14 protein-coding genes are annotated in these 18,352 nt (G+C 70.0%); 11 read left to right on the top strand and 3 right to left on the bottom strand.

The window, feature by feature from the left end; translation table 11 throughout:
• The first annotated feature begins 31 nt into the window (after nt 1-31).
• Nucleotides 32-1,156: a metal-dependent hydrolase gene (locus tag HUA76_RS00505; protein ID WP_174454621.1), complete on the top strand. Its 1,125-nt coding sequence runs from the start codon at nt 32-34 to the stop codon at nt 1,154-1,156.
• A gap of 281 nt (nt 1,157-1,437) precedes the next feature.
• Here the strand turns inward: HUA76_RS00505 and HUA76_RS00500 are convergent, their stop codons facing one another.
• Nucleotides 1,438-2,304, bottom strand: a complete 867-nt coding sequence (locus tag HUA76_RS00500) for a 50S ribosomal protein L11 methyltransferase (RefSeq protein WP_174454622.1) — start codon at nt 2,302-2,304, stop codon at nt 1,438-1,440.
• A gap of 40 nt (nt 2,305-2,344) precedes the next feature.
• Between HUA76_RS00500 and HUA76_RS00495 the strand changes: the two genes are divergently transcribed.
• Together HUA76_RS00495 and HUA76_RS00490 are read left to right on the top strand one after the other, a co-directional pair.
• A complete protein-coding gene (locus tag HUA76_RS00495) occupies nt 2,345-2,707 on the top strand; it encodes a hypothetical protein (RefSeq protein ID WP_141649112.1) in 363 nt (120 codons plus the stop codon).
• On the top strand, nt 2,704-3,669 hold the full coding sequence (locus HUA76_RS00490) for a hypothetical protein (protein WP_174459689.1): 966 nt from the start codon (nt 2,704-2,706) through the stop codon (nt 3,667-3,669). Before HUA76_RS00495 ends, HUA76_RS00490 begins: the two co-directional genes overlap by 4 nt.
• A gap of 135 nt (nt 3,670-3,804) precedes the next feature.
• Here HUA76_RS00490 and HUA76_RS00485 read toward each other — a convergent pair whose 3' ends face one another.
• Nucleotides 3,805-6,405, bottom strand: a complete 2,601-nt coding sequence (locus HUA76_RS00485) for a pitrilysin family protein (RefSeq protein WP_174459688.1) — start codon at nt 6,403-6,405, stop codon at nt 3,805-3,807.
• Nucleotides 6,406-6,600: 195 nt separating this feature from the next.
• Between HUA76_RS00485 and HUA76_RS00480 the strand changes: the two genes are divergently transcribed.
• From HUA76_RS00480 to HUA76_RS00470, 3 genes are read left to right on the top strand one after another with little or no spacing between them, the layout of a single operon-like run.
• Entirely contained in the window at nt 6,601-9,426 is a 2,826-nt protein-coding gene (locus tag HUA76_RS00480; protein WP_174459687.1) for a plectin 1 isoform 8, read from the top strand.
• A gap of 13 nt (nt 9,427-9,439) precedes the next feature.
• Nucleotides 9,440-10,645, top strand: coding sequence for a radical SAM family heme chaperone HemW (gene hemW, locus HUA76_RS00475; protein ID WP_141644466.1), 1,206 nt, complete (start codon nt 9,440-9,442; stop codon nt 10,643-10,645).
• Between the two features lie 33 nt (nt 10,646-10,678).
• Complete coding sequence (locus HUA76_RS00470; protein WP_174454627.1) at nt 10,679-11,512, top strand: hypothetical protein; 834 nt, start codon at nt 10,679-10,681, stop codon at nt 11,510-11,512.
• A gap of 70 nt (nt 11,513-11,582) precedes the next feature.
• Here the strand turns inward: HUA76_RS00470 and HUA76_RS00465 are convergent, their stop codons facing one another.
• Nucleotides 11,583-11,882 (bottom strand): hypothetical protein, encoded by a 300-nt coding sequence (locus tag HUA76_RS00465; protein WP_141644464.1) that lies wholly within the window; start codon nt 11,880-11,882, stop codon nt 11,583-11,585.
• Nucleotides 11,883-12,193: 311 nt separating this feature from the next.
• Between HUA76_RS00465 and HUA76_RS00460 the strand changes: the two genes are divergently transcribed.
• From HUA76_RS00460 to HUA76_RS00440, 5 genes are all read left to right on the top strand, one after another.
• Complete coding sequence (locus HUA76_RS00460; protein WP_174459686.1) at nt 12,194-13,735, top strand: DUF4388 domain-containing protein; 1,542 nt, start codon at nt 12,194-12,196, stop codon at nt 13,733-13,735.
• Between the two features lie 299 nt (nt 13,736-14,034).
• Nucleotides 14,035-14,823, top strand: a complete 789-nt coding sequence (locus HUA76_RS00455) for a TadE/TadG family type IV pilus assembly protein (protein WP_141644462.1) — start codon at nt 14,035-14,037, stop codon at nt 14,821-14,823.
• A complete protein-coding gene (locus HUA76_RS00450; RefSeq protein ID WP_174454629.1) occupies nt 14,799-16,367 on the top strand; it encodes a hypothetical protein in 1,569 nt (522 codons plus the stop codon). The genes HUA76_RS00455 and HUA76_RS00450 overlap by 25 nt, the downstream gene beginning before the upstream one ends.
• On the top strand, nt 16,364-17,488 hold the full coding sequence (locus HUA76_RS00445; RefSeq protein ID WP_371823411.1) for a hypothetical protein: 1,125 nt from the start codon (nt 16,364-16,366) through the stop codon (nt 17,486-17,488). Before HUA76_RS00450 ends, HUA76_RS00445 begins: the two co-directional genes overlap by 4 nt.
• Entirely contained in the window at nt 17,488-18,339 is an 852-nt protein-coding gene (locus HUA76_RS00440) for a hypothetical protein (protein WP_174454631.1), read from the top strand. The genes HUA76_RS00445 and HUA76_RS00440 overlap by 1 nt, the downstream gene beginning before the upstream one ends.
• Nucleotides 18,340-18,352 lie beyond the last annotated feature (13 nt).

The following is an 18,352-nucleotide window of genomic DNA, read 5'->3' as shown; positions in this document are numbered from 1 at the left end:
TCCGTGTGGGAGTGAAGTACCCTCAAGACGGATGGACAATCTCGCTCACTCGCTGGTCGGAGCCTGGATGGCGGAGGCGGGGCTGAAGCGCTACACGCCGCTGGCCACCGCTACGCTCGTCATCGGCGCGAATCTCCCGGACGTGGATGCGGTCTTCGCCCTCGCGGGCTCGGACGCGTCGCTGTACTGGCGTCGAGGCTGGACGCATGGGGTGCTCGCGCTGTCGCTCTGGCCCTTCGTGCTCACGGGGCTGATGTTGTTGTGGGACCGCTTCGTGCGAAGGCGCCGGCGGCCAGACCTGGCTCCCGCGCGCGTGGGGCCGCTGTTGCTCTTGTCCACGGTGTCGGTGCTGAGCCATCCCGCGCTGGACTGGCTCAACACCTATGGTGTGCGGCTGCTGATGCCGTTCGACGGGACGTGGTTCTACGGAGACACGTTGTTCATCGTCGACCCGTGGGTCTGGCTGCTCGCGGGAGCGGCCGTCATCATGGCGGATGCGCGCACGCGGAAGTCCGTCGCGGGCTGGCTCGTGTTGGGCGTGGCCACCACCGCGCTCGTCACCATTCCAGGTTTCGTTCCCTGGCCCGCGAAGGTGCTCTGGGCCGTGGGTGTCGCGGCCATCCTCTGGCTGCGCTTGAAGGGCACGCAGGTGGTGTCCACCCAGCGCGTGGCCACGGTGTGCGGCGTGGGACTGGTGCTCTATCTGGGCGCCATCCTGCTGGGCTCCCAGGTCGCCGCGCCCAGGGCCCAGGAGTGGCTGAAGGCGCGGGGGCACTCCGTGGAGCGCGTCATCGCGGGGCCGGTGCCCGCGAATCCCTTCGTGCGAGACCTCATCGCCCTGGGGCCGGACCGCTACCACTTCGTTCGCGCGGACTTCCTGCGCGGCGGTGATGAGCATCTTGAAATGAGCGGGCCGACGCTTCCTCGCGAGCCGAACCCCGGGCCCGTCATCCAGGCCGCACTCGCGGCGCCGCATCTGCGTGGCCTCGCCAACTGGCTGCGTTTGCCCACGTATCAGGTGGCACAGACGGAGGCCGGGTGGCGCGTCACGATTGATGACGTGCGCTACTCGCGCTCGCAGAGCGGAGGACTCGGCTCCGCCGTCGTGGAACTCGACAAGGAATTGCGGCTCGTGAAGCGCCCGACCGTCGAGTAACCCTCCGCGCGCGGGCGCGTGGCCACACGCTGTCGTGCCCACTCCGCATCGAGGAGTCTCGCCACATCCCCGAAGCCGCCCACTCGCGGGTGAGGACGCCGCGCGAGCCACATCCCTGAAGGAGCCCACTCGCGGGTGAGGACGCCGCGCGAGCCACATCCCTGAAGGATCCCACTCGCCGGTGGGGGCATCGCGCGAGCCACATCCCCGAGGCGGCGCTTCGTGGGCGCCGTACGTCCAGGCTCGCGTGGTCGCCGCACGCGAGCCCTCGCTCGGGCACTTCAGCGCTTCAAATCGATGCGCACCCACTCGCCCTGCGTCGCACCGGGCAGCACGGTGAAGCCCTGGTTGCGGTATGCGGCCTCCACGTCCGCGCGCTGATGAGACAGCACGCCCGCGAGCACCAACCGGTCCTTCGCCTTGAGCGCGATGAGCGGCGCCAACTCGATGAGCGTGTTGGCGAGGATGTTGGCCAGCACCAGGTCGAACGTACCTTCCACCGCCGTCAGTTCCTTGCCGGACACGTCGATGTCGGGCGTGCCGTTGTCCGCCAGGTTCTCCTGCGCCAGCTCCACCGACGTCGGGTCGTTGTCCGTGGCGACGACGCGCCCCGCGCCCAGCTTCTTCGCCGCGATGGCGAGCACACCCGTGCCGGTGCCCACGTCCAGGACGCTCGCGCCCGGATGGTCCGCCATGAACGCATCCACCGCCGCCAGACACAGCGACGTGGTGGGGTGGTCGCCCGTGCCGAAGGCCATCTTCGGCTCAATCACCAGTCGCACCGCCCCGGCGGGGGCATTGCCCACGTCCCACGGCGGCCCCACCCACAGCCGGCCCACATGGACGGACTTGATGAGCGACTTCCACTCGTTGCTCCAGTCCTGCTGGGGCTGCTCGTCCAGGCTGAGCCGGGCCGAGGGGTAGGACTCGGCGACCTCTTCGCGGGCGGCCTCGGCCGTCTCGCGGTCCTCGAAGTAGCCAATGATGATGTTCTCGCCCACCGGCGGAGCCTTCACGCCGGGCATGGGGGGAGTCTCCCGGTCTCGTACCTCGAGGCCGAGCGCACCGGACTCGTGGAGGAGGTCCTGTACGGCCTCGGACGCTTCCTCGGGCAACTCCACGGTGAGTGACAGATAGGTCTGGGACATGCGGGCCCTTTTACCGCGCCGTGCGTAGCGTGGGAGCGCCGTGAGACACCTGTTCATCTTGTGGCCGCTGGCCTGGCTGACCGCCTGCTCCGGCCCAGAAGCGCCCGACGCCGCCGTCTGTCGGGATGTCGTCAACCGCCTCTGCGAGACGTCGGCCTGTCCCGGCGTGGCCGAGCAGCTCGCCGTGGACACCCGCTGCGAGGCCACCCTGTTGGAGCGGACCGGCTGCGGCTCGGAGGACTTCACCTTCTCCGTACCCACTCGGGAGCGGGTCCTGGACTGCCGGGTGCCACTCATCCGGGAGGGGACCACCCCGGGGCGCACGCCCACCTGTGGGGATTCGGCCCGGTTCCTCGTGGACTGTCCGGACGTGACGACCTTTTTCCGGGGGGAAGTGCCATGAAGCGGTGGGTGGCGTCGGCGTTGGTGCTGTCGGTGGGGTGTACGCCCCTGGATATGGAGCGGCGCACCGAGCGAGGCCCCGTCCTGCGCACGTACCTCCAGGAGACGCAGCTCGGGGAGCGCATGCCCTTCGCGCGCACGGAGGTGCGGTGGCCCCAGCTCTCCCTGCGCTTCTTGACGGCGGACATCTGCCGCACCGAACAACACGCCGAGTACACCGAGGACATCATCACCACCCGCTCCGCGCCAGGCGCGGCGGGGGCGGTGAGCTCGGGGGGTGTCCTCACCGCCGTGGGTGGCTTCCTGGTGCTGGGGCGCACGCTCTTCTCCAACACACCGGACAAGGACTCCATCGACCGGAGTGGCCACTACGGTGCCCCCAGTCGCGAGGTGGCGACGACGTGGGGCGTGGTGCTGCTGTCACTGGGCGTGCCCGCGGTGGTGGCGGGCATCATCCAGCTCCACCGGGGCGGCGAGACGAAGGAGACGCGCAAGGCCGACGAGATGGTGGCGTTGCGTGAGGTGCCCTGTCAGCCGCAGCCCGCTGATGGCGTGGTGGAGCTGGCGGGCGGCAATGGCCCTCCGCCCGAGCCGCGCGCCACGCTGAATGGGACGCTGGTGCTGAGCGCCGACGAGATGCGGACGATGAGCTTCTCGGGCCTGCTGTTGGACGGAGCCCCGGTGCTGCTCCATGACGAGGACCGCTCACGGATGGAGACCTTCCGCACCTGCGCCTCGCTGCTGGCCGCGCCGGTGGACCCGGAGGCGCTGGCCCGCGAGGCCAAGACGCATCCGAACCGGCTTCGCACCAAGCGGGAGCTGGTCCGGGCCTGCACGACGCTGCCGGGGGCTCCGGCGGGTCCGTTGCTGGAGGCCATCGACTCCGCGCTCTCACTGGGGACAGGCGTCGAGCCGGAAGCGAAGCCTTCGCCTCCTCCACCCATGCCAGGCACCGACCTCTGAGTCAGCACGGGTCACCCGCGAGCCCGGAGCGAGAATGCGAAAGGGCCCACCCTCGCGAGAGAGCGGGCCCCTGAGGCTCCGATGAGTTCAGCGTGACGCGGGGCCCACCCTCGTGGAAGAGGGCGGGCCCGCGACTCACGGACCGACGACGGTGAGCACGCTCTTGTCGAAGTCGATGACCTGACGCGCCACCTCGAGCACCTGGTCCGACGTCACCGCGGCGATGTGCTCCGCGTAGTGCAGGAAGTTGTCCAGGTTCAGCCCGTAGACGGTGTCCATGGCCATCATCCCCGCGCGCGCGCCGTTTCGCTGGAGCGCGATTTCGTGCGTGCCGATGAGGTTCTGCTTCGCCCGCTCCAGCTCCTCCTCGGGGATGCGCTCGTCACGGATGCGCTTCAACTCCGCGCGGATGCCGTCCAGGGCCGCGTCCACCTTCTCGGGGCTCGTGCCCATGTACGCGGCGAAGTAGCCCGGCTCGATGCCCTCGACGCCGAAGCTGCTCACGCTGTACGCCATGGAGCGCTTGTCGCGCAGCTCCACGAAGAGCCGGCCGCCCTGCCCGGACAGCACGCCCGACAACGTCTCCAGCGCGTGGCGCTCCGGGTCGTTGATGCGCAGCCCCCGGAACCCCATCACCAGATGCGACTGAGCCTTGGCCAGCACGCGCTTCTCCTGGCGCGCGGCCTCCAGCGGACCCTCGGCGGTGACCTTCGGCGCGGCGGCGGCCTTGCCTCGCGAGGCGCCGAAGTACTCCCGCGCCAGCGCGAGCACCTCGTCCACCTTCACGTCGCCCACCACGGTGAGCGTGAGCTGGGACGGGTCCATGTAGCGAGCGTGATACGCGCGCAGGGCCTCGGGCCCCAGGGCCTCCACGGACTCCTTCTCCCCGAGCGTCGGCAGCCGGTACGGATGCGTCCGGTACAGCGTCCGGTTGAACAGGTCGAACGCGAGGCTGGACGGCTTGTCCTCGCGGGTGAGGATGTCCTGGAGCATCAGCGCGCGCTCGCGCGCCACCTCCACCTCGGGGAACGAGGGGTTGGACAGCGTGTCCGCGAACAGGCGGAAGGCCGACTCGAAGTGGCGCGAGAGGAACTCGCCCCGCAGGTTCACCGAGTTGCGCCCGCTCAATCCGCCCATGCTGCCCGCGTAGATGTCCACGAGCTGCGAAATCTCCTCCGCGTCCCGCGTCGGCGTGCCTCGCGTCAGGCTGCGCGACAGCAGCGTGGTGAGGCCGTTGTCGGCGGACGTCTCGTAGCGCAGGCCGCCCATGAAGGCCGCGCGCATGGCGAACAGCGGCACCGCGGGCTCCTCGCGCACCATGATGGTCGCGCCCGAGGGAAGCTTCTCCGTGATGATTTCGCTGGGGCCCTTCGTCTTGGCCCCCAGGCGCAGCGAAGGCTCTCCCACGGAGACCTTGCTCGCCTTGCGCTCCGGAGGCGCGGCGACGGGGCCGCGTTCCACCCGGTCCAACACCGCGTGGACCTGCTCCTCCGTGAAGGTCGTGCCGTGCGGCAGAAGCCCGGTGACGGTGGCGTGGTCGAAGCGCAGGTACTTCTCCGCCGCCGCGCGCACCTGCTCCGCCGTGAGCGAGCGGATGCCCTCGTAGTAGCGCGCCTCCGCCTCCAGGCTGCCCATGCCGGACTGGTAGAAGCCCATCTTCCGGGCGATGCCCTGCACCGTCTCGCGCTGGTAGACGGCCTCCGCCTCCAGCAGCGCCTTCGCCGTGGACAGCTCGTCCGCGGCCACCGGCGTCACGCGCAGCGTGGCCAGCGCCTTCGAGGCCTCCTCCAGCGCCCGCTCGAGGTTGCCCGGCTGCAGCGTCATCGACATCGAGAACAGGCCCGGGTCCTGCGGCGTGTAGGAGAACGCGTGGATGTCGTTGACCAGGTTGTGCTTGCGCTTCACCTCGCGCGTCAGGCGGGAGGCGTCACCCTGGCCGACAATCATCGCCAGCACGTCCATCGCGGGCGTGTCCGCGTGCGAGGCCTCGGGGATGGGGAAGGCCATGTGCAGCCAGGCCTCCTTCACCTCGTCCGGGCGCAAGAGCACGCGGCGGCCGGTGGGCGTGGGCTCCTCGGGACGCTTCCCCGCGCCCTCGTACGGACGGCCCCAGTCCCCGCCGAAAATCTCGTCCACCCACCCGCGCAGCTCCGCCTCGCTCAGGTCTCCGGAGACGGAGAGCACCAGGTTCTTGGGCGTGTAGTAGCGGTGGTAGAACTCCAGCACCTTCTCCCGCGTGAACCCGCGCACGCTCTCCGCCGTGCCGAGCACCGGCAACCGGTACGGATGCGTCTGGAACACGGTGGAGAACAAGTCGCGCGACGCGCGCCGCGAGGGTGTGTCCTGGCTGCGCTTGATTTCCTCGCACACCACCTCGATTTCGCGCGCCAGCTCCTCGGCGTCGAAGGAGGAGCGGCGCACCGCGTCCCCGAGGATGTCCAGGCCCGTCCGGGCGAACTGGCTGGCGATGACGATGTGGTAGACGGTCTGGTCGTACGACGTCCAGGCGTTGATTTCGCCGCCGTGGGCCTCCACGTCGCGGGCGATTTCGCCGGGGCCTCGCCGCTCGGTGCCCTTGAAGAGCATGTGCTCGTGCAGGTGGGCCAGGCCCGCCTGGTCGGGGCGCTCGTCGGCGCTGCCGACCTTGACCCAGACCTGGAATGCCGCGACCTTGGCGGCGTGGTTTTCGTCGAAGACGACGGTGAGCCCGTTGGGAAGCGCGTAGCGGATGGCCATATAGGAGCGTCCGAAGCTGGCACTCGCCCCCCAGGAGGGCAAGGCGAGGTGTGATGTTTCCCCCACTGGCTAACGCCCGGGGGCCCCGGCGTCGAGGGGTCCGTGCGGCCTCCCAGCGTCCAGGAGCCCGAACCGACCTGTCTCGTCACGCGTCCCTGGTAGGCCGCGCCGCCGGGCGGTAACCTGCGAATGCCCATGCCGTCACCTCCGGAAGAGGTGGATCCGCTCGCGGACCTGCGCGACAGCCTGGACCTGGAGGACACTGGCGTCCAAGCGGCCCCCCCCGCCCCCACCGCCGCTGCCCCCTCCAGGCCCCAGCCCAAGCCCCCGCCCTCGGCGCCACCGCCCGCTGCCCCGCCCCCTCTGCCCCCTCGCCGTCCGGCCGCTTCCGCGGTCTCCGCGTCGGTGGGCACGGGTGCGTCCAAGCCCGCGGCCACCCCAGCCCCCATCGCCCCGGCCACCCCGGCCCCGATTTCGCGGGCGGTGCGGGTGCCCGGCAATGACCCCTTCAACGAGGCGTCCGAGCCCCGGATGCCCATGGGGGGCTCGCCAGAGGACAAGCTGGAGTACTTCCGGGCGGTGGTCCGGCAGAAGACGGAGACCCTGGCCCGCGCCCGCACGCTGTACGCGGAGCGCGACGGGGAGGTGAACGGGCTGAAGCAGTCGCTCACCCAACTGCGCAAGGAAGCGGCGGAGGCGAAGGCGCAGCTGTTGGCGGTGAAGGACTCGCCCGCGAAGCTGGTGCAGACGTCGGAGGCGCTGTCGGGCGCGGAGAAGCGCGCCGCCGAGGCCGAGGCGAAGCTCGCCGGCCTGGAGGCGGAGCTGGCCTCGTTGGAGGCGGACCGCAAGGACCTGTCGCGCGCGCTGGCGGAGGTGGAGTCGGAGATCCCCCGGCTGACGGCGGAGCTCCAGGACGAGCGCGAGTCGCGGGGCGCGGTGGCCGAGGAGCTGGTGGGCGCCAAGGAGGCGCTGTCGCTGGCGCAGGACCGCGTGGCGGAGCTGGCGGCGGAGAAGTCCGAGTCGCAGGGCGCGCTGGAGGCCGTCCAGGAGCAGTACCAGCAGGTCGTCGCGGACGTGGAGAGGCTGGGCGGCGAGCTGGAGGAGATGACGGGCGAGCGCGACTCGCTGAGCCTGCGCGCGGGGCAGTTGGAGACGGCGCTCGCGGAGGCGCAGGGCGCGCTGAGCGCGGTGGAGAGCGAGAGCGACTGGTCCAAGAGCTCGCTGGAGGAGTCGCAGGGGCGCGCGCAGACGCTGGAGCAGGAGCGCGACGAGGCGCGCCGTCAGCTCGCGGTGGTGGAGGAAGGGCTGCGCACGCTCCAGGGCCAGACGGCCGAGCTGGAGAAGGCGCTGGCGCTGAAGGACGCCGAAATCGTCGGGCTGCGAGCGGCGCTCACCGCGCGCACCACGGAAGCGGCGGAGCTGCCCGTGTTGCGGCAGGCGCTGGAGGGGCGCGCCTCGGAGCTGGCGCGGCTGACGTCGCGTCTGGAGGCGGAGGAGGCGCGCGCGACGGAGCGTGCGCAGGCGCTCGAAGAGGGGCTGTCGCAGGCCGGTGAGCGGGCGTCGGTGGCGGAAGGGGAGGCGGCGGCGCTGAAGGAGGCGCTGGAGGCGCTGGAAGTCGAGCAGGTGGCGCTGCGCGACAGGATGGAGGCGGACGCGGCGGCGCTGGGCGAAGCGGCGCAGCAGGCCGAGGCCAAGGTGGCCGAGTTGACCTCGGCGCTGGAGGCGGCGCAGGTCGAGCGCGAGGCGCTGAAGAAGCAGGTCGGCGCGGCGGAGATGAAGGCGGCGACCACGGACGCCGAGCGCGTGGGACTGGCCGCGCGCGTGTCGATGCTGGAGACCGCCTCCGGGCAGCGTGAGGCGGAGCTGGCGCGGGTGCAGGGCGTGCTGGCGCAGGCGAAGGAAGACGTGTCGCTGGAGCGCGTGCGTCGCGAGGCGGCGGAAGCCGAGCGCGCGGACGCACAGGTGCGGGCCGCGGAAGAAGAAGCGCGCGCGGACTCGCTGGCGGCGGGGAAGGGCGGCACCGAGGCGGAGCTGGCGGAGCTGCGCGATGAGCTGGAGGCCACGCGCGCGGAGGCGGACAAGGCGGAGCGGCTCCAGCAGCGCTTGAAGATGCTGGAGGGTGCGCTGGAGTCGGCCAAGGCGGAGGCCACCAAGGCGGCGCAGGCAGCCCAGGTCGCGCAGGCCGCGAAGCAGAAGGAGACCGAGGCGAAGCTGGCGCAGGTCGAAGCGGCGCAGGCGAGTGCCTTGAAGGAGGCCGCCGAGAAGCTGGCGCAAGCCGAGGCCGCGCAGGAGCGCAAGCTCAAGGACCTTGAAGCGAAGCTCTCCCAGGCCGAGACCGCTCAGGCCAGCGCGCTGAAGGCGGCCGCCGAGAAGCTGACGCAGACCGAGGCCGCGCAAGCGAGCGCGCTGAAGGCGGCCGCTGACAAGCTGACGCAGACCGAGACCGCGCAAGCGAGCAAGCTCAAGGACCTCGAAGCGAAGCTGACGCAGACCGAGGCCGCGCAGACGAGCAAGCTCAAGGACGCCGAAGCGAAGTTGTCGCAGGCCGAGGCCGCGCAGGCGAGCAAGCTCAAGGACGCGGACGCCGCGCGGTCCGCGACGGAAGCGAAGCTGTCTCAGGCGGAGTCTTCGCAGGCGGGCAAGCTCAAGGACCTCGAAGCGAAGCTGGCTCGGGCGGAGGCCGCGCTGGAGGAGTCGCGCGGCGCGAAGGCGGGACAGGCCAAGGACTCGGACGCGGCGCGAGCGGCGGTGGAGGCGAAGCTGACGCGCGCGGAGTCCTCGCTCCGGACGGAGCAGGAGGCTCGCGCGGCGCTGGAAGCGAAGCTGGTCCAGCTCGAGAAGCAGGCGGGCGGAAAGCCCGCTGGCGGTTCCGGCGACTGGGAAGCCGAGCGGGAGGGGCTCAAGGCGGACGCGGCGAACCTGAAGCGAAAGCTGATGGCGGCCGAGACGGCGCTCGAAGCGGCGGCTGGCTACAAGGCGAAGATCGCGAAGCTCGAAGCGCAATTGAAGGGCCGGAAGTAAAGGTTTGCCCCTCATGCCGTTCGACGCACCAGTGGACCCGCTCACGGGGATGGCCGCGGCCCGCTTCGGGCTGTACCTGCATTTCCCCTATTGCCTCGCGAAGTGCCCGTACTGCGACTTCGCGGTGGCGGTAGCGAAGCAGGTGCCCGAGGAGCGCTATGCGAACGCGGTGCTCGCGGAGCTCGACACGCGGCTCGCGGCGTCGCCCGGGCTGCGCTCGAAGCCGCTGGAGTCCATCTTCCTGGGCGGCGGCACGCCTTCGTTGTGGCACCCCCGCTACGTGGCCCGCGTGCTGGAGGGCATCGCCGCCAGGCTGACGGTGTCGCCCGGCGTGGAGGTGTCGCTGGAGGGCAACCCGGAGCGCGCCGACGCGGAGCGCTTCGCGGGGTATCGGGCCGCGGGGGTGAACCGGCTGTCGTTGGGCGTGCAGTCCTTCCGCCCGGAGACGCTCAAGGCGCTGGGCCGCGCGCACGACGCCGCGCAGGTGGAACTCGCCGTGGAGCTGGCCCGGCGGGCGGGGTTCCCGGTGGTGTCCATGGACTTCATCTACGGCGTGCACGGGCAGAGCGTGGCGCAGGTGGAGGAGGACGCGCGGCGGGCGGTGGCGCTCGCGCCGGAGCACCTGTCCACGTATGCGCTGACGGTGGAGCGCGAGGTGCTGGCGGAGGACACGCCGTTGTCCAAGCGCCTCAAGCGCGGCGAGCTGGAGCTGCCCGCGGACGACGACGTGGTGGAGATGGCCCGGGTGGTGCGCGAGGTGTATGGCGCGGCGGGCCTGCGCCGCTATGAAGTGTCCAACCACGCGAGGGAGGGCTTCAGCTCCCGGCACAACGCGCTCTACTGGACGGGGGGCGAGTACCTGGCGCTGGGCGTGGGCGCCACGGGCATGCTGCTGACGCCCGAGCCCTCGCGCTACGTCAACGTGCGCAGCCCGGAGAAGTACCTGGGCGAGGTGGAGGCGGGCCGCTTGCCGGAGGAGGGGCGGGAGGCGCTGGGGCCGGAGGAGCTGTTCGCGGAGCGGCTGTCCATGGGCTTGCGGCTGGTGTCCGGCGTGGACTGGGAAGTGGTGTGCGAGCGGTACGGGCAGTCGGTGGAGGCGCGGCGGGTGGAGGTGGCGCGGCTGGTGGAGCACGGCTTCGCGACGCTCACGGGTGGGCGGCTGGCTTTGACGGAAAAGGGCGCGGACGTACACAGCGCCGTCTGCGCGCGGCTGCTCTAGTCAGCGGCGCGCGCGAGGGATGTCGAGGAGCTTATGAGCAAGTGGATGTTGTGGATGTTCCTGACCCTGCTGACCGGCAGCCCGTTGCTGTCGCTGGGCCTGGTCATCGTCTTCATCTTCGTGGCGGACCGCTTCACGTGGCGGCTCTTGCCCAGCCCGGTGCGCATGTTCAAGCGCTTCCAGCGCGCGGGCGAGCTGGCGGGGACCATCCTCACCAACCCTCACGAGCGGCGCGCGCGGCACGAACTGGCGGACATCCGCGTCGAGCAGAAGCGGTACGACGAAGCCGTGGACATCCTCAAGCCCAACCTGGAGGCGGGCGACGAGGACGTGGACACCCTGTACCTCCTCGGCGTGGCGTACCTGGGCTCCGGAGACGCGCGCCGCGGTGAGCTGCTGTTGGACGAAGCGGCCAAGCTGGACGCGGGCTACCGGCAGGGCGCCATCGACCTGGAGCGAGGCCGCTTCCGGCTGAAGCGCGGCGAGGTGAAGGGCGCGATTGAAGCCCTGGAGCGCTTCTGCGCGGTGCGGCTGGGCTCGGTGGAGGGGCGCTATCTGCTGGCGCGCGCGCTGGCGAAGGACGGGCGCGCGGCGGACGCGGCGCGGATGCGAGAGCTGGCGTGGGGCGAGTACGTGGCGGCGCCGGGCTTCCAGCGTCGCCGCGAGCGCCGGTGGGCGTGGCTGTCGCGCCCCAGCCGGCCTCTCACCTACGCGGTGCTGCTGGCGTTGGTGCTGGGGACGGGCGCGGCGGTGGCGAACCAGCTGGGCCTGTTCGCCCCGCGCGCGCACGGCCGCCACGGGTATTACGGCGACCGGTACTCCGGCGAGATGCCCTCGGCCACCGGCCTGGAAGAGGACGTGGACTAGCCTGGAGGTCGCCGCGGGCCCGCGTTGCAATGACAGACCCGGGCGCGCGGCTCGTGATGCGAGGGCCCGTTCAGGGCCCGTCGTAGCAAGCGAAGTTGCAGTATGGCTTGCTCTGGTTGCCGTTGGGCGCCAGGTATCCGGGGCAGCACTGCACGCTGCCGCAGACCACGGTGGGCGCGGCGAGGTCACACGTTGGAACGCAGGTGCCCACGACGCAGGTCTGGGTGCTGGGACATTGAGATTCGTGCGTGCACGGCCGGCTGTGTTGCTCCGTCGTGCCCAGCTCCTGACCGGGGTCCTCCACCGAGCCGCCACAAGCGGCGGTGAGACAGAGCAGCGTGACAGCGATGCTGCGTGAGAGTGACTTCATGGGAGTCCTCCAGGGGTGTGGAGCCCCATCCTAGACCCCTCCGGGGCCAAGCCCGCGCCGTGTTCGAGTGACACAAGGGGCCGTCGCCCCGCGTCACCGTGGTGCCCCGGGCGCACCTGGCCGTGCGAGTCGTCAACGGTTGCATGTGAGGCTTCGCACCCTGAGTGAATCCGCCTTCGCTCGCTGTTCGAATCTCTCCGTGAAAGTACGACTCCCTGGAACATGTCTGGAGTCACTGGACAGCGGGAGCGAGGGGGAGCGTAGGCTTCCGGGGCCAGCCCTTCTCGCGTCCACAGCCGAGGCACCGCTCCATGTTTCCCACCCCGTCGCAGGTGCTCCGCCAGCGCGAGGGCTTGCTCGCCGACACGCCGTTCCCCCTGCTGGTGCATGCGCTGATGGTGGAGGAGCGCACCTGCACGCTGGAGCTGAAGGTGCGGCAGCGCGAGAAGCGCATCCTCTTCGAGGACGGCTCACCAGTGGCGTGCCAGTCCAACCTGCTGCACGAGACGCTGGGCAAGTACCTGGTGGAGAAGGGCCGGCTGACGGAGGCGGACTACCAGAAGTCGCTGGCGGAGAGCGTTTCCACGGGCATGCAGATGGGCGGGCTCCTGGTGCAGAAGGGGCTCATCAGCCCCTTTGACTTGTACAAGCAGCTCCAGGCGAACCTGGCCCACAAGCTCCTGGATTGCTTCCGGTGGGTGGACGCGAAGTACCGCCTCATCGCGGACGCGGAGACGCCGGACGCGAGCGTGCGGACCAACCCCGCGCAGCTCATCCTGACGGGCGTGGAAGGGGTGATGCCCTTCGACGCGGTGGCCACCCACTTCACCTTCACGGACGAGCGGAGATTCGGGCAGATGCCCGGCGTGGAGTCCGGGCCCAAGCTGTCGTCCAAGGACGCGCGGCTGTTGCAGCAGCTCCGGCAGCGGCCCACGTTCAACGAACTCCAGGAGCGCACGGGCTTCGACACGGAGACGGTGCTGCGGCGGCTCTACGCGCTGTGCCTGCTGGGCGTGGCGGGCTTCGTGGAGGACGCGGACGCGAAGGCGGCGGAGCTGTCCGCGCGCGCCGCGCCGGTGCCCGTGGCGCAACCCCCGGAGCCCGTCGCCCCGGAGCCCGTCGCCGCGCGGGGCACGCCGTTCGCCGACGAGGACGTGGCCGCCAGAGACGCCCTGGTGACGGCCTTCCTCGCGCACCGGAGCAAGGACCCGTTCGCCCTGCTGGAGGTCCCCGAGGACGTGCAGCCCCTGCCCCTGCGCCGCGCCTTCCTCGCGTGGGCGGAGCGGTACTCGCCCCTGCGCTTCCAGACGCCGGAGCTGAAGGAGAAGGCGGAGGCCCTGCTGGCGGCCTCCGCGAAGGCGTACGGCGTGCTGTCGGACGCGGAGCAGAACCTCTTGTGGCGCAAGCGCCGCGCGGCGCACCGCGAGAAGGAGCGCGCCACCACGGGCCGCCCCAGCACCGCCGAACAGTTCCGCATCCGCACCGACCTGCTGGATGCGACCACCCAGTTCGACGAAGCCCGACGCAGGCTCGCCGCGAAGCACTACGCGGGCGCGTTCGAGTACTTCGAATACGCCTGCGACATCGAACCCAAGCCGCTGCATCACGCCTGGCGCGCCTGGGCTCGCTACCTCATGAAGCCGGAGGCCCACGGCCGCCTGGCACTCCAGGAACTCCAGGAAGTCGTGCGTCAGGAGCCCGGGCTGGAGGACGGCTGGGGGTTCCTGGGCGAGGTGGCCCAGGGCGAGGGGCAGTGGGCCCTGGCGGAGGACTCCTTCCGCAAGGCGTTCAAGCTCAACCCCAAGAACCGCCGCTACGTGGAGCTCATCCAGGAGATCGCCCGACGGCGCTGAACCCGGGCACGGGACTCGCTCATCCGCCCGCCATGCGGGCGCGCCCATGGCCATCCGCGTCACTTGCTTTTGCAACCGTTGAGAGTTTTGGCGCGACCCATCGGTCATGTGGCCGCCGAGAGTCTTCTGGCGCGGCTTTTTTCCCAGGGAGAGGGATGCTTCGAGCCTGCGATGACGGCCCGCGAAGTTTTCGTCTCCGCGCCGGCAACATTAGGGTCGTGAATCGCGAGATCAGATTGTCAGTGTAACTTCGTGGTGCTCGGGGCGTGCGGTACCCCAGCGCCCTTTCGCGAGGCTGGATGCGCTCCCTCACCACAGCGACCCAATCAGGCCAGGCCGCGGTGGAGTCCGCCATCGTCCTGCCGCTCTTCGTGTTCCTCATCCTGGGCACGCTCCAACTCGGGCTGATGCACCAGGCCCGGCTCCTGACGAAGTACGCCGCCTACAAGGCGGTGCGAGCCGGCTCCCTCCACAACGCCAACGTGAAGACCATGGAGGCCGCCGCGCTCGGGGTGCTGCTGCCCATCCTCAGCAGCCGGGCTGGTGGCGCGGGTGGCATCGAGTACACCCGCCCGGTGGGCAGCGCGCAGGAGTTCGAGACCAAGTTCAACGAGCTGAAGAGCAACGAGATGCCCGGCGTGGACCTGAAGTACGCGGAGGTCACCGTCTGCGGCCCGACGCAGGAAGAGGTCTCCGGAGGGGCGGAGTTCGACTTCGACGACCCCAAGAACACCAGCCCGGCCAACTGGCGGCAGAACCACCGCACCAAGCTGCGCATCCAGCTCACGCTCAACTACCGGCTGCTGATTCCCTTCGCGGACTGGGTCATCTACCAGGCCGCGCGCGGCCGTGAGATGCCGATGCTGATGCGCATGGGGAAGGTGAAGGCGGCGGAGCAGGCCAAGGTCTCCACCCGCCGCTTCGGAGGCGCCGCCACGGGGGAGAGCCCCTACGAGAGCGCCGCCGGCCAGGGCATCTACATCATGCCCATCCGCGCCACGTACACCATGCGGATGCAGTCCAATCTCTATCTCAACACCAACGCCCTGCCAGCGAGCAACGCATGCATCTTCCCGTTCTCCTACTGAGCCGGTCGCGCCGTCGCATCCAGCGGGGGCAGGCCATCGTCCTGGGCTCGCTGTCGTTCCTGGTGCTCGCGCTGATGGTGACGCTGAGCTTCAACCTGAGCCACGCGCTGCGCCAGAAGATGAGCCTGCAGCAGCACAGCGACACCCTGTCGTTCTCCATGGCGGTGCTGGAGGCGCGCGCGCTCAACTACTACGCGGTCAGCAACCGGGCCATCGCCACCTCCTACGTGGCGATGAACAGCCTGCACGCATACATGTCCGCCGCCAGCCTCACCGGCGAGATGATGCGGGCCTCGTCCAACAACTTCATGCAGATCGCCCTCATTGAGTTCGGTCTGTGTGTCGCGTGCGAGTTCATGTGCGACCACTGCGAGCACATCGCGGAGGCGATCCAGATCGCCAACGACTTCAGTGACGCCGGCGACGACTACGACGACAAGGTCAAGGACTTCGAGTCCAACTTCAACACGGCCATGGAGGGGCTGGACCTGATGGTGGACAACATCCACACCGCCCAGCGCTCGGTCCACGACAAGACCCTTCAGGCGGTGAAGGATGGCAGGAGCCACGGCCTGTCCCAGCTCAAGAGCTACACCGCGCCCAACGCGAGCGAGCTCGTGTCGGCGGTGGGTTCCATCAACGCCAACGAGTTCAACTGCGCCGTGGATGGGATGGAGTGCCAGGGCAGCGAGAGCAACTCCTCACCGGAGGCCCGCGCGCGGGTGATGACGGAGATCGCCAACGCGACCCGCTCCGGATGGCCCGCGACCCGGACGAGCCCGGGAATGGGCTCCCCGATGAACAAGCCCAAGTACCTCAACGCCCAGTTCTTCCAGGAGATGGACGACATCCCGAACAACGAAGCCCAGAAGATGATCAACGGCACCCGGGGGACGGCCAAGACGGTGAAGGACAATGGACAGCTCACCCAGGGCGGCCAGGAGGGGGGCAACGAGGGCTCCATGGTGGCGGCGCAGGATGAGGGCAACATCACCCACCAATGGAAGCACGGCTTCGGGTTCAGTTCCTTCAAGTCGGAAATCTGGAGCGACGACAGCGGCGGCGACCACAAGGGTGATGGCGCACACTCGGGCCAGCATCGGTTCGAGGGCGTCAACGTCCGGGCGCTCACCGGCTGCGCGGGCTCTGGAAACTGCTTCATGAAGTTCCGCGCCAACCCGGACCCGGACCGGGACTGGGGCCAGCCGCGCGTCTACAGCTACCTGTCCATGCGCTTCCGCGTGGGCGACACGAAGCGCGCGCCCTGGGAGCTCAACTCCTCGGCGCAGGTGAAGCTCACCCATGGCCAGCAAGGCGATGGAAACCTCACCGTCGCGGCGACCGAGGGCATGGCCATGTCCAAGTCGCTCGTCTACTACCACCGCTTCGGCGACGACGGTTGGAAGGAGGCCCCCAACCTCTTCGCGCCCTACTGGCGCGCCAAGCTGCACCCCTACACCAAGGGAGATGCGCAGCAGGTGCTGGAGGCCGCGGGCAACTCGGAAGCCGCCCAGATGTCGCAGGTGGAAGGGGTTGCGCTGTGAGGACTTCCAGACATCGCGCGGCCAGGGGCGCCGCCGCCGTGGAGACGGCGCTGTGCATGTTGGTCATCATCCCCGTCTTCATGTACGCGCTCTTCCTGGACGACCTGCTGAGGCACACGCTGGATTCGCAGGAGACGGCGCTGTCCACTGTCTGGGATTACGCCGTGCAGGACTATCCGACCCCGCCCAAGGACCCGCCCGAGTCCGGCCCGGAGCCCTTCAATGGCTTCACCGGCGCGCAGTACTTCGCGCGGCTCATGTACTGCGACCACGAGTCGGGCCTCGACAGCTTCGGCCCTGGCAAGGGTCCCGAGTGTGAGAACGACGAGGGCCACCACGCGGAGGTGTCCGCGCATGCGTGCTGGCTCAACCCGGGAGCGCAGCAGGTGCAGTGCACGCTGAACCAGGCCGACCCCAATGGCGGCGGTGGTGGCGGTCCCGCGGGCGCGTACAACGTGGACCTGCACCAGTCGTACATGGACCAGTTCGGCAAGGGTGGCGTCATCCGCTGCTCGGCGCGCCTGGGCGTGCAGAACTACCTGCTGCCCAAGTCCTTCCTGCAGGACTTCAGTCAGGTGGGGCTCGCGCGGCAGACGAAGAAGCGCTCCGATGGCATCCACGGCAACGCGACGGGGGGCGACTTGCAGGACGACCCGCGCGGGCTCGAGGGCGACGTCTACCTGCTGCCCTGGGAGCGCATCGCCATCGTCACCGATACGTGGGCGCTCACGAAGGCCGCGAACCAGGGGCCGGGGACGGCGAACGGCGAAGAGGACAACCTCTACGTGCGGCTGGCACAGGTCTACAAGAACCAGGACAACGCGGGGTACACCCAGATGTCCTCGGCCGCCGAGGCGCTCGTCAGTCAGGCCACGCAGGAAGTGCTCAACAGCGCGATTCGCCTGGACTCCATGCCCCCCGGGGATGACCCGCGCGAGCCCAGCCTCTCCATCAAGCCCTTCCCGTCGAGCGGCGGGCCGGTGCAGACCCTGGATCAGAACGGCGGAAGCGCCAGCTACTTCAACAGCGAGTGGAAGGACTGGGACAAGGACAACAACGAGGCCACGCACAACGCCCGAGGGAACAACTACCTGGGCTGTGCCCAGGCGGAGAGCTGCTGATGTCGCGTGCCTCGAGCCTGGTCATCCGCGTGCCGGCGCTGCTGTTCTCCGTGGCCGTGGTGGGCTCGTTGATTGGCTTTGCCTGGGAGGGCGCCGTCTACGGGCGGCGCGACGCGACGGAGGAGTGGGCTCCTCCGCCCTCGCTCGATGATGCGCCCCCCGCGAAGCCCGCGGGGCGCTCGCCCGAGGAGGAGGCCGCGCTGAAGCGCGCGCTGGTGCACTTCCCCGCGTATCCCCGGGCGAGCCGCGCGGAGCTGCTCGCGGTGGACTACCTGGGCCCGGACGTGCCCATCGCCGTGGCGTGGTTCTCCACGAAGGACACGCCGGAGCAGGTCCTCTCCCATTACCGGCAGGTGCTGCTGGACAACGGGCTGCCGGTGCTCGGCGAGCGCCATGGCGAGCACGGGGGCTGGGTGGGGTACTGGAGCCCGGCGACGGAGGAGATGCGGCTCGTCTCCGTGCTGGCGCAGGGAGGAGAGACGCTGGGCTTCGTGTCGGCGGGGCAGGTGGCGCCGCTGTTGAAGCGGGCCTCGCGGGTGCCGCCCTGGATTCCGCTGCCGCCCGAGCTGGGTCAACCCGTCACGCTCTCCTTCTCCATGGAGGGGGCCTCGCACCACGTCGTCTCCGGCCAGCTGCCGGAGGGCTCTCCGACCTCGGTGGGCGAGCGGTACCGGAACCTGCTCACGCAGCAGGGCTGGGACGTGGGGGCCGTGGAGCCGGTGGATGCGAACGGCATCGCGTTCGAGTTGATGAAGGGCACCACCCTGGGGCGGGCCACCTTGCGCACGCGCGCGGAGGCGCCAGGAGTGGAGCTTCAGGTCTCGCTGCTCCAGCGAGGTGCCGCTCCGTGAACGACAGGAAGGA

This window comes from Myxococcus sp. CA056, from assembly GCF_013336715.1.
Classification (GTDB): Bacteria; Myxococcota; Myxococcia; order Myxococcales; family Myxococcaceae; genus Myxococcus; species Myxococcus llanfairpwllgwyngyllgogerychwyrndrobwllllantysiliogogogochensis.
Note: the sequence above shows the minus strand (reverse complement) of the source record. Positions and strands in the feature narration are given on the sequence as shown.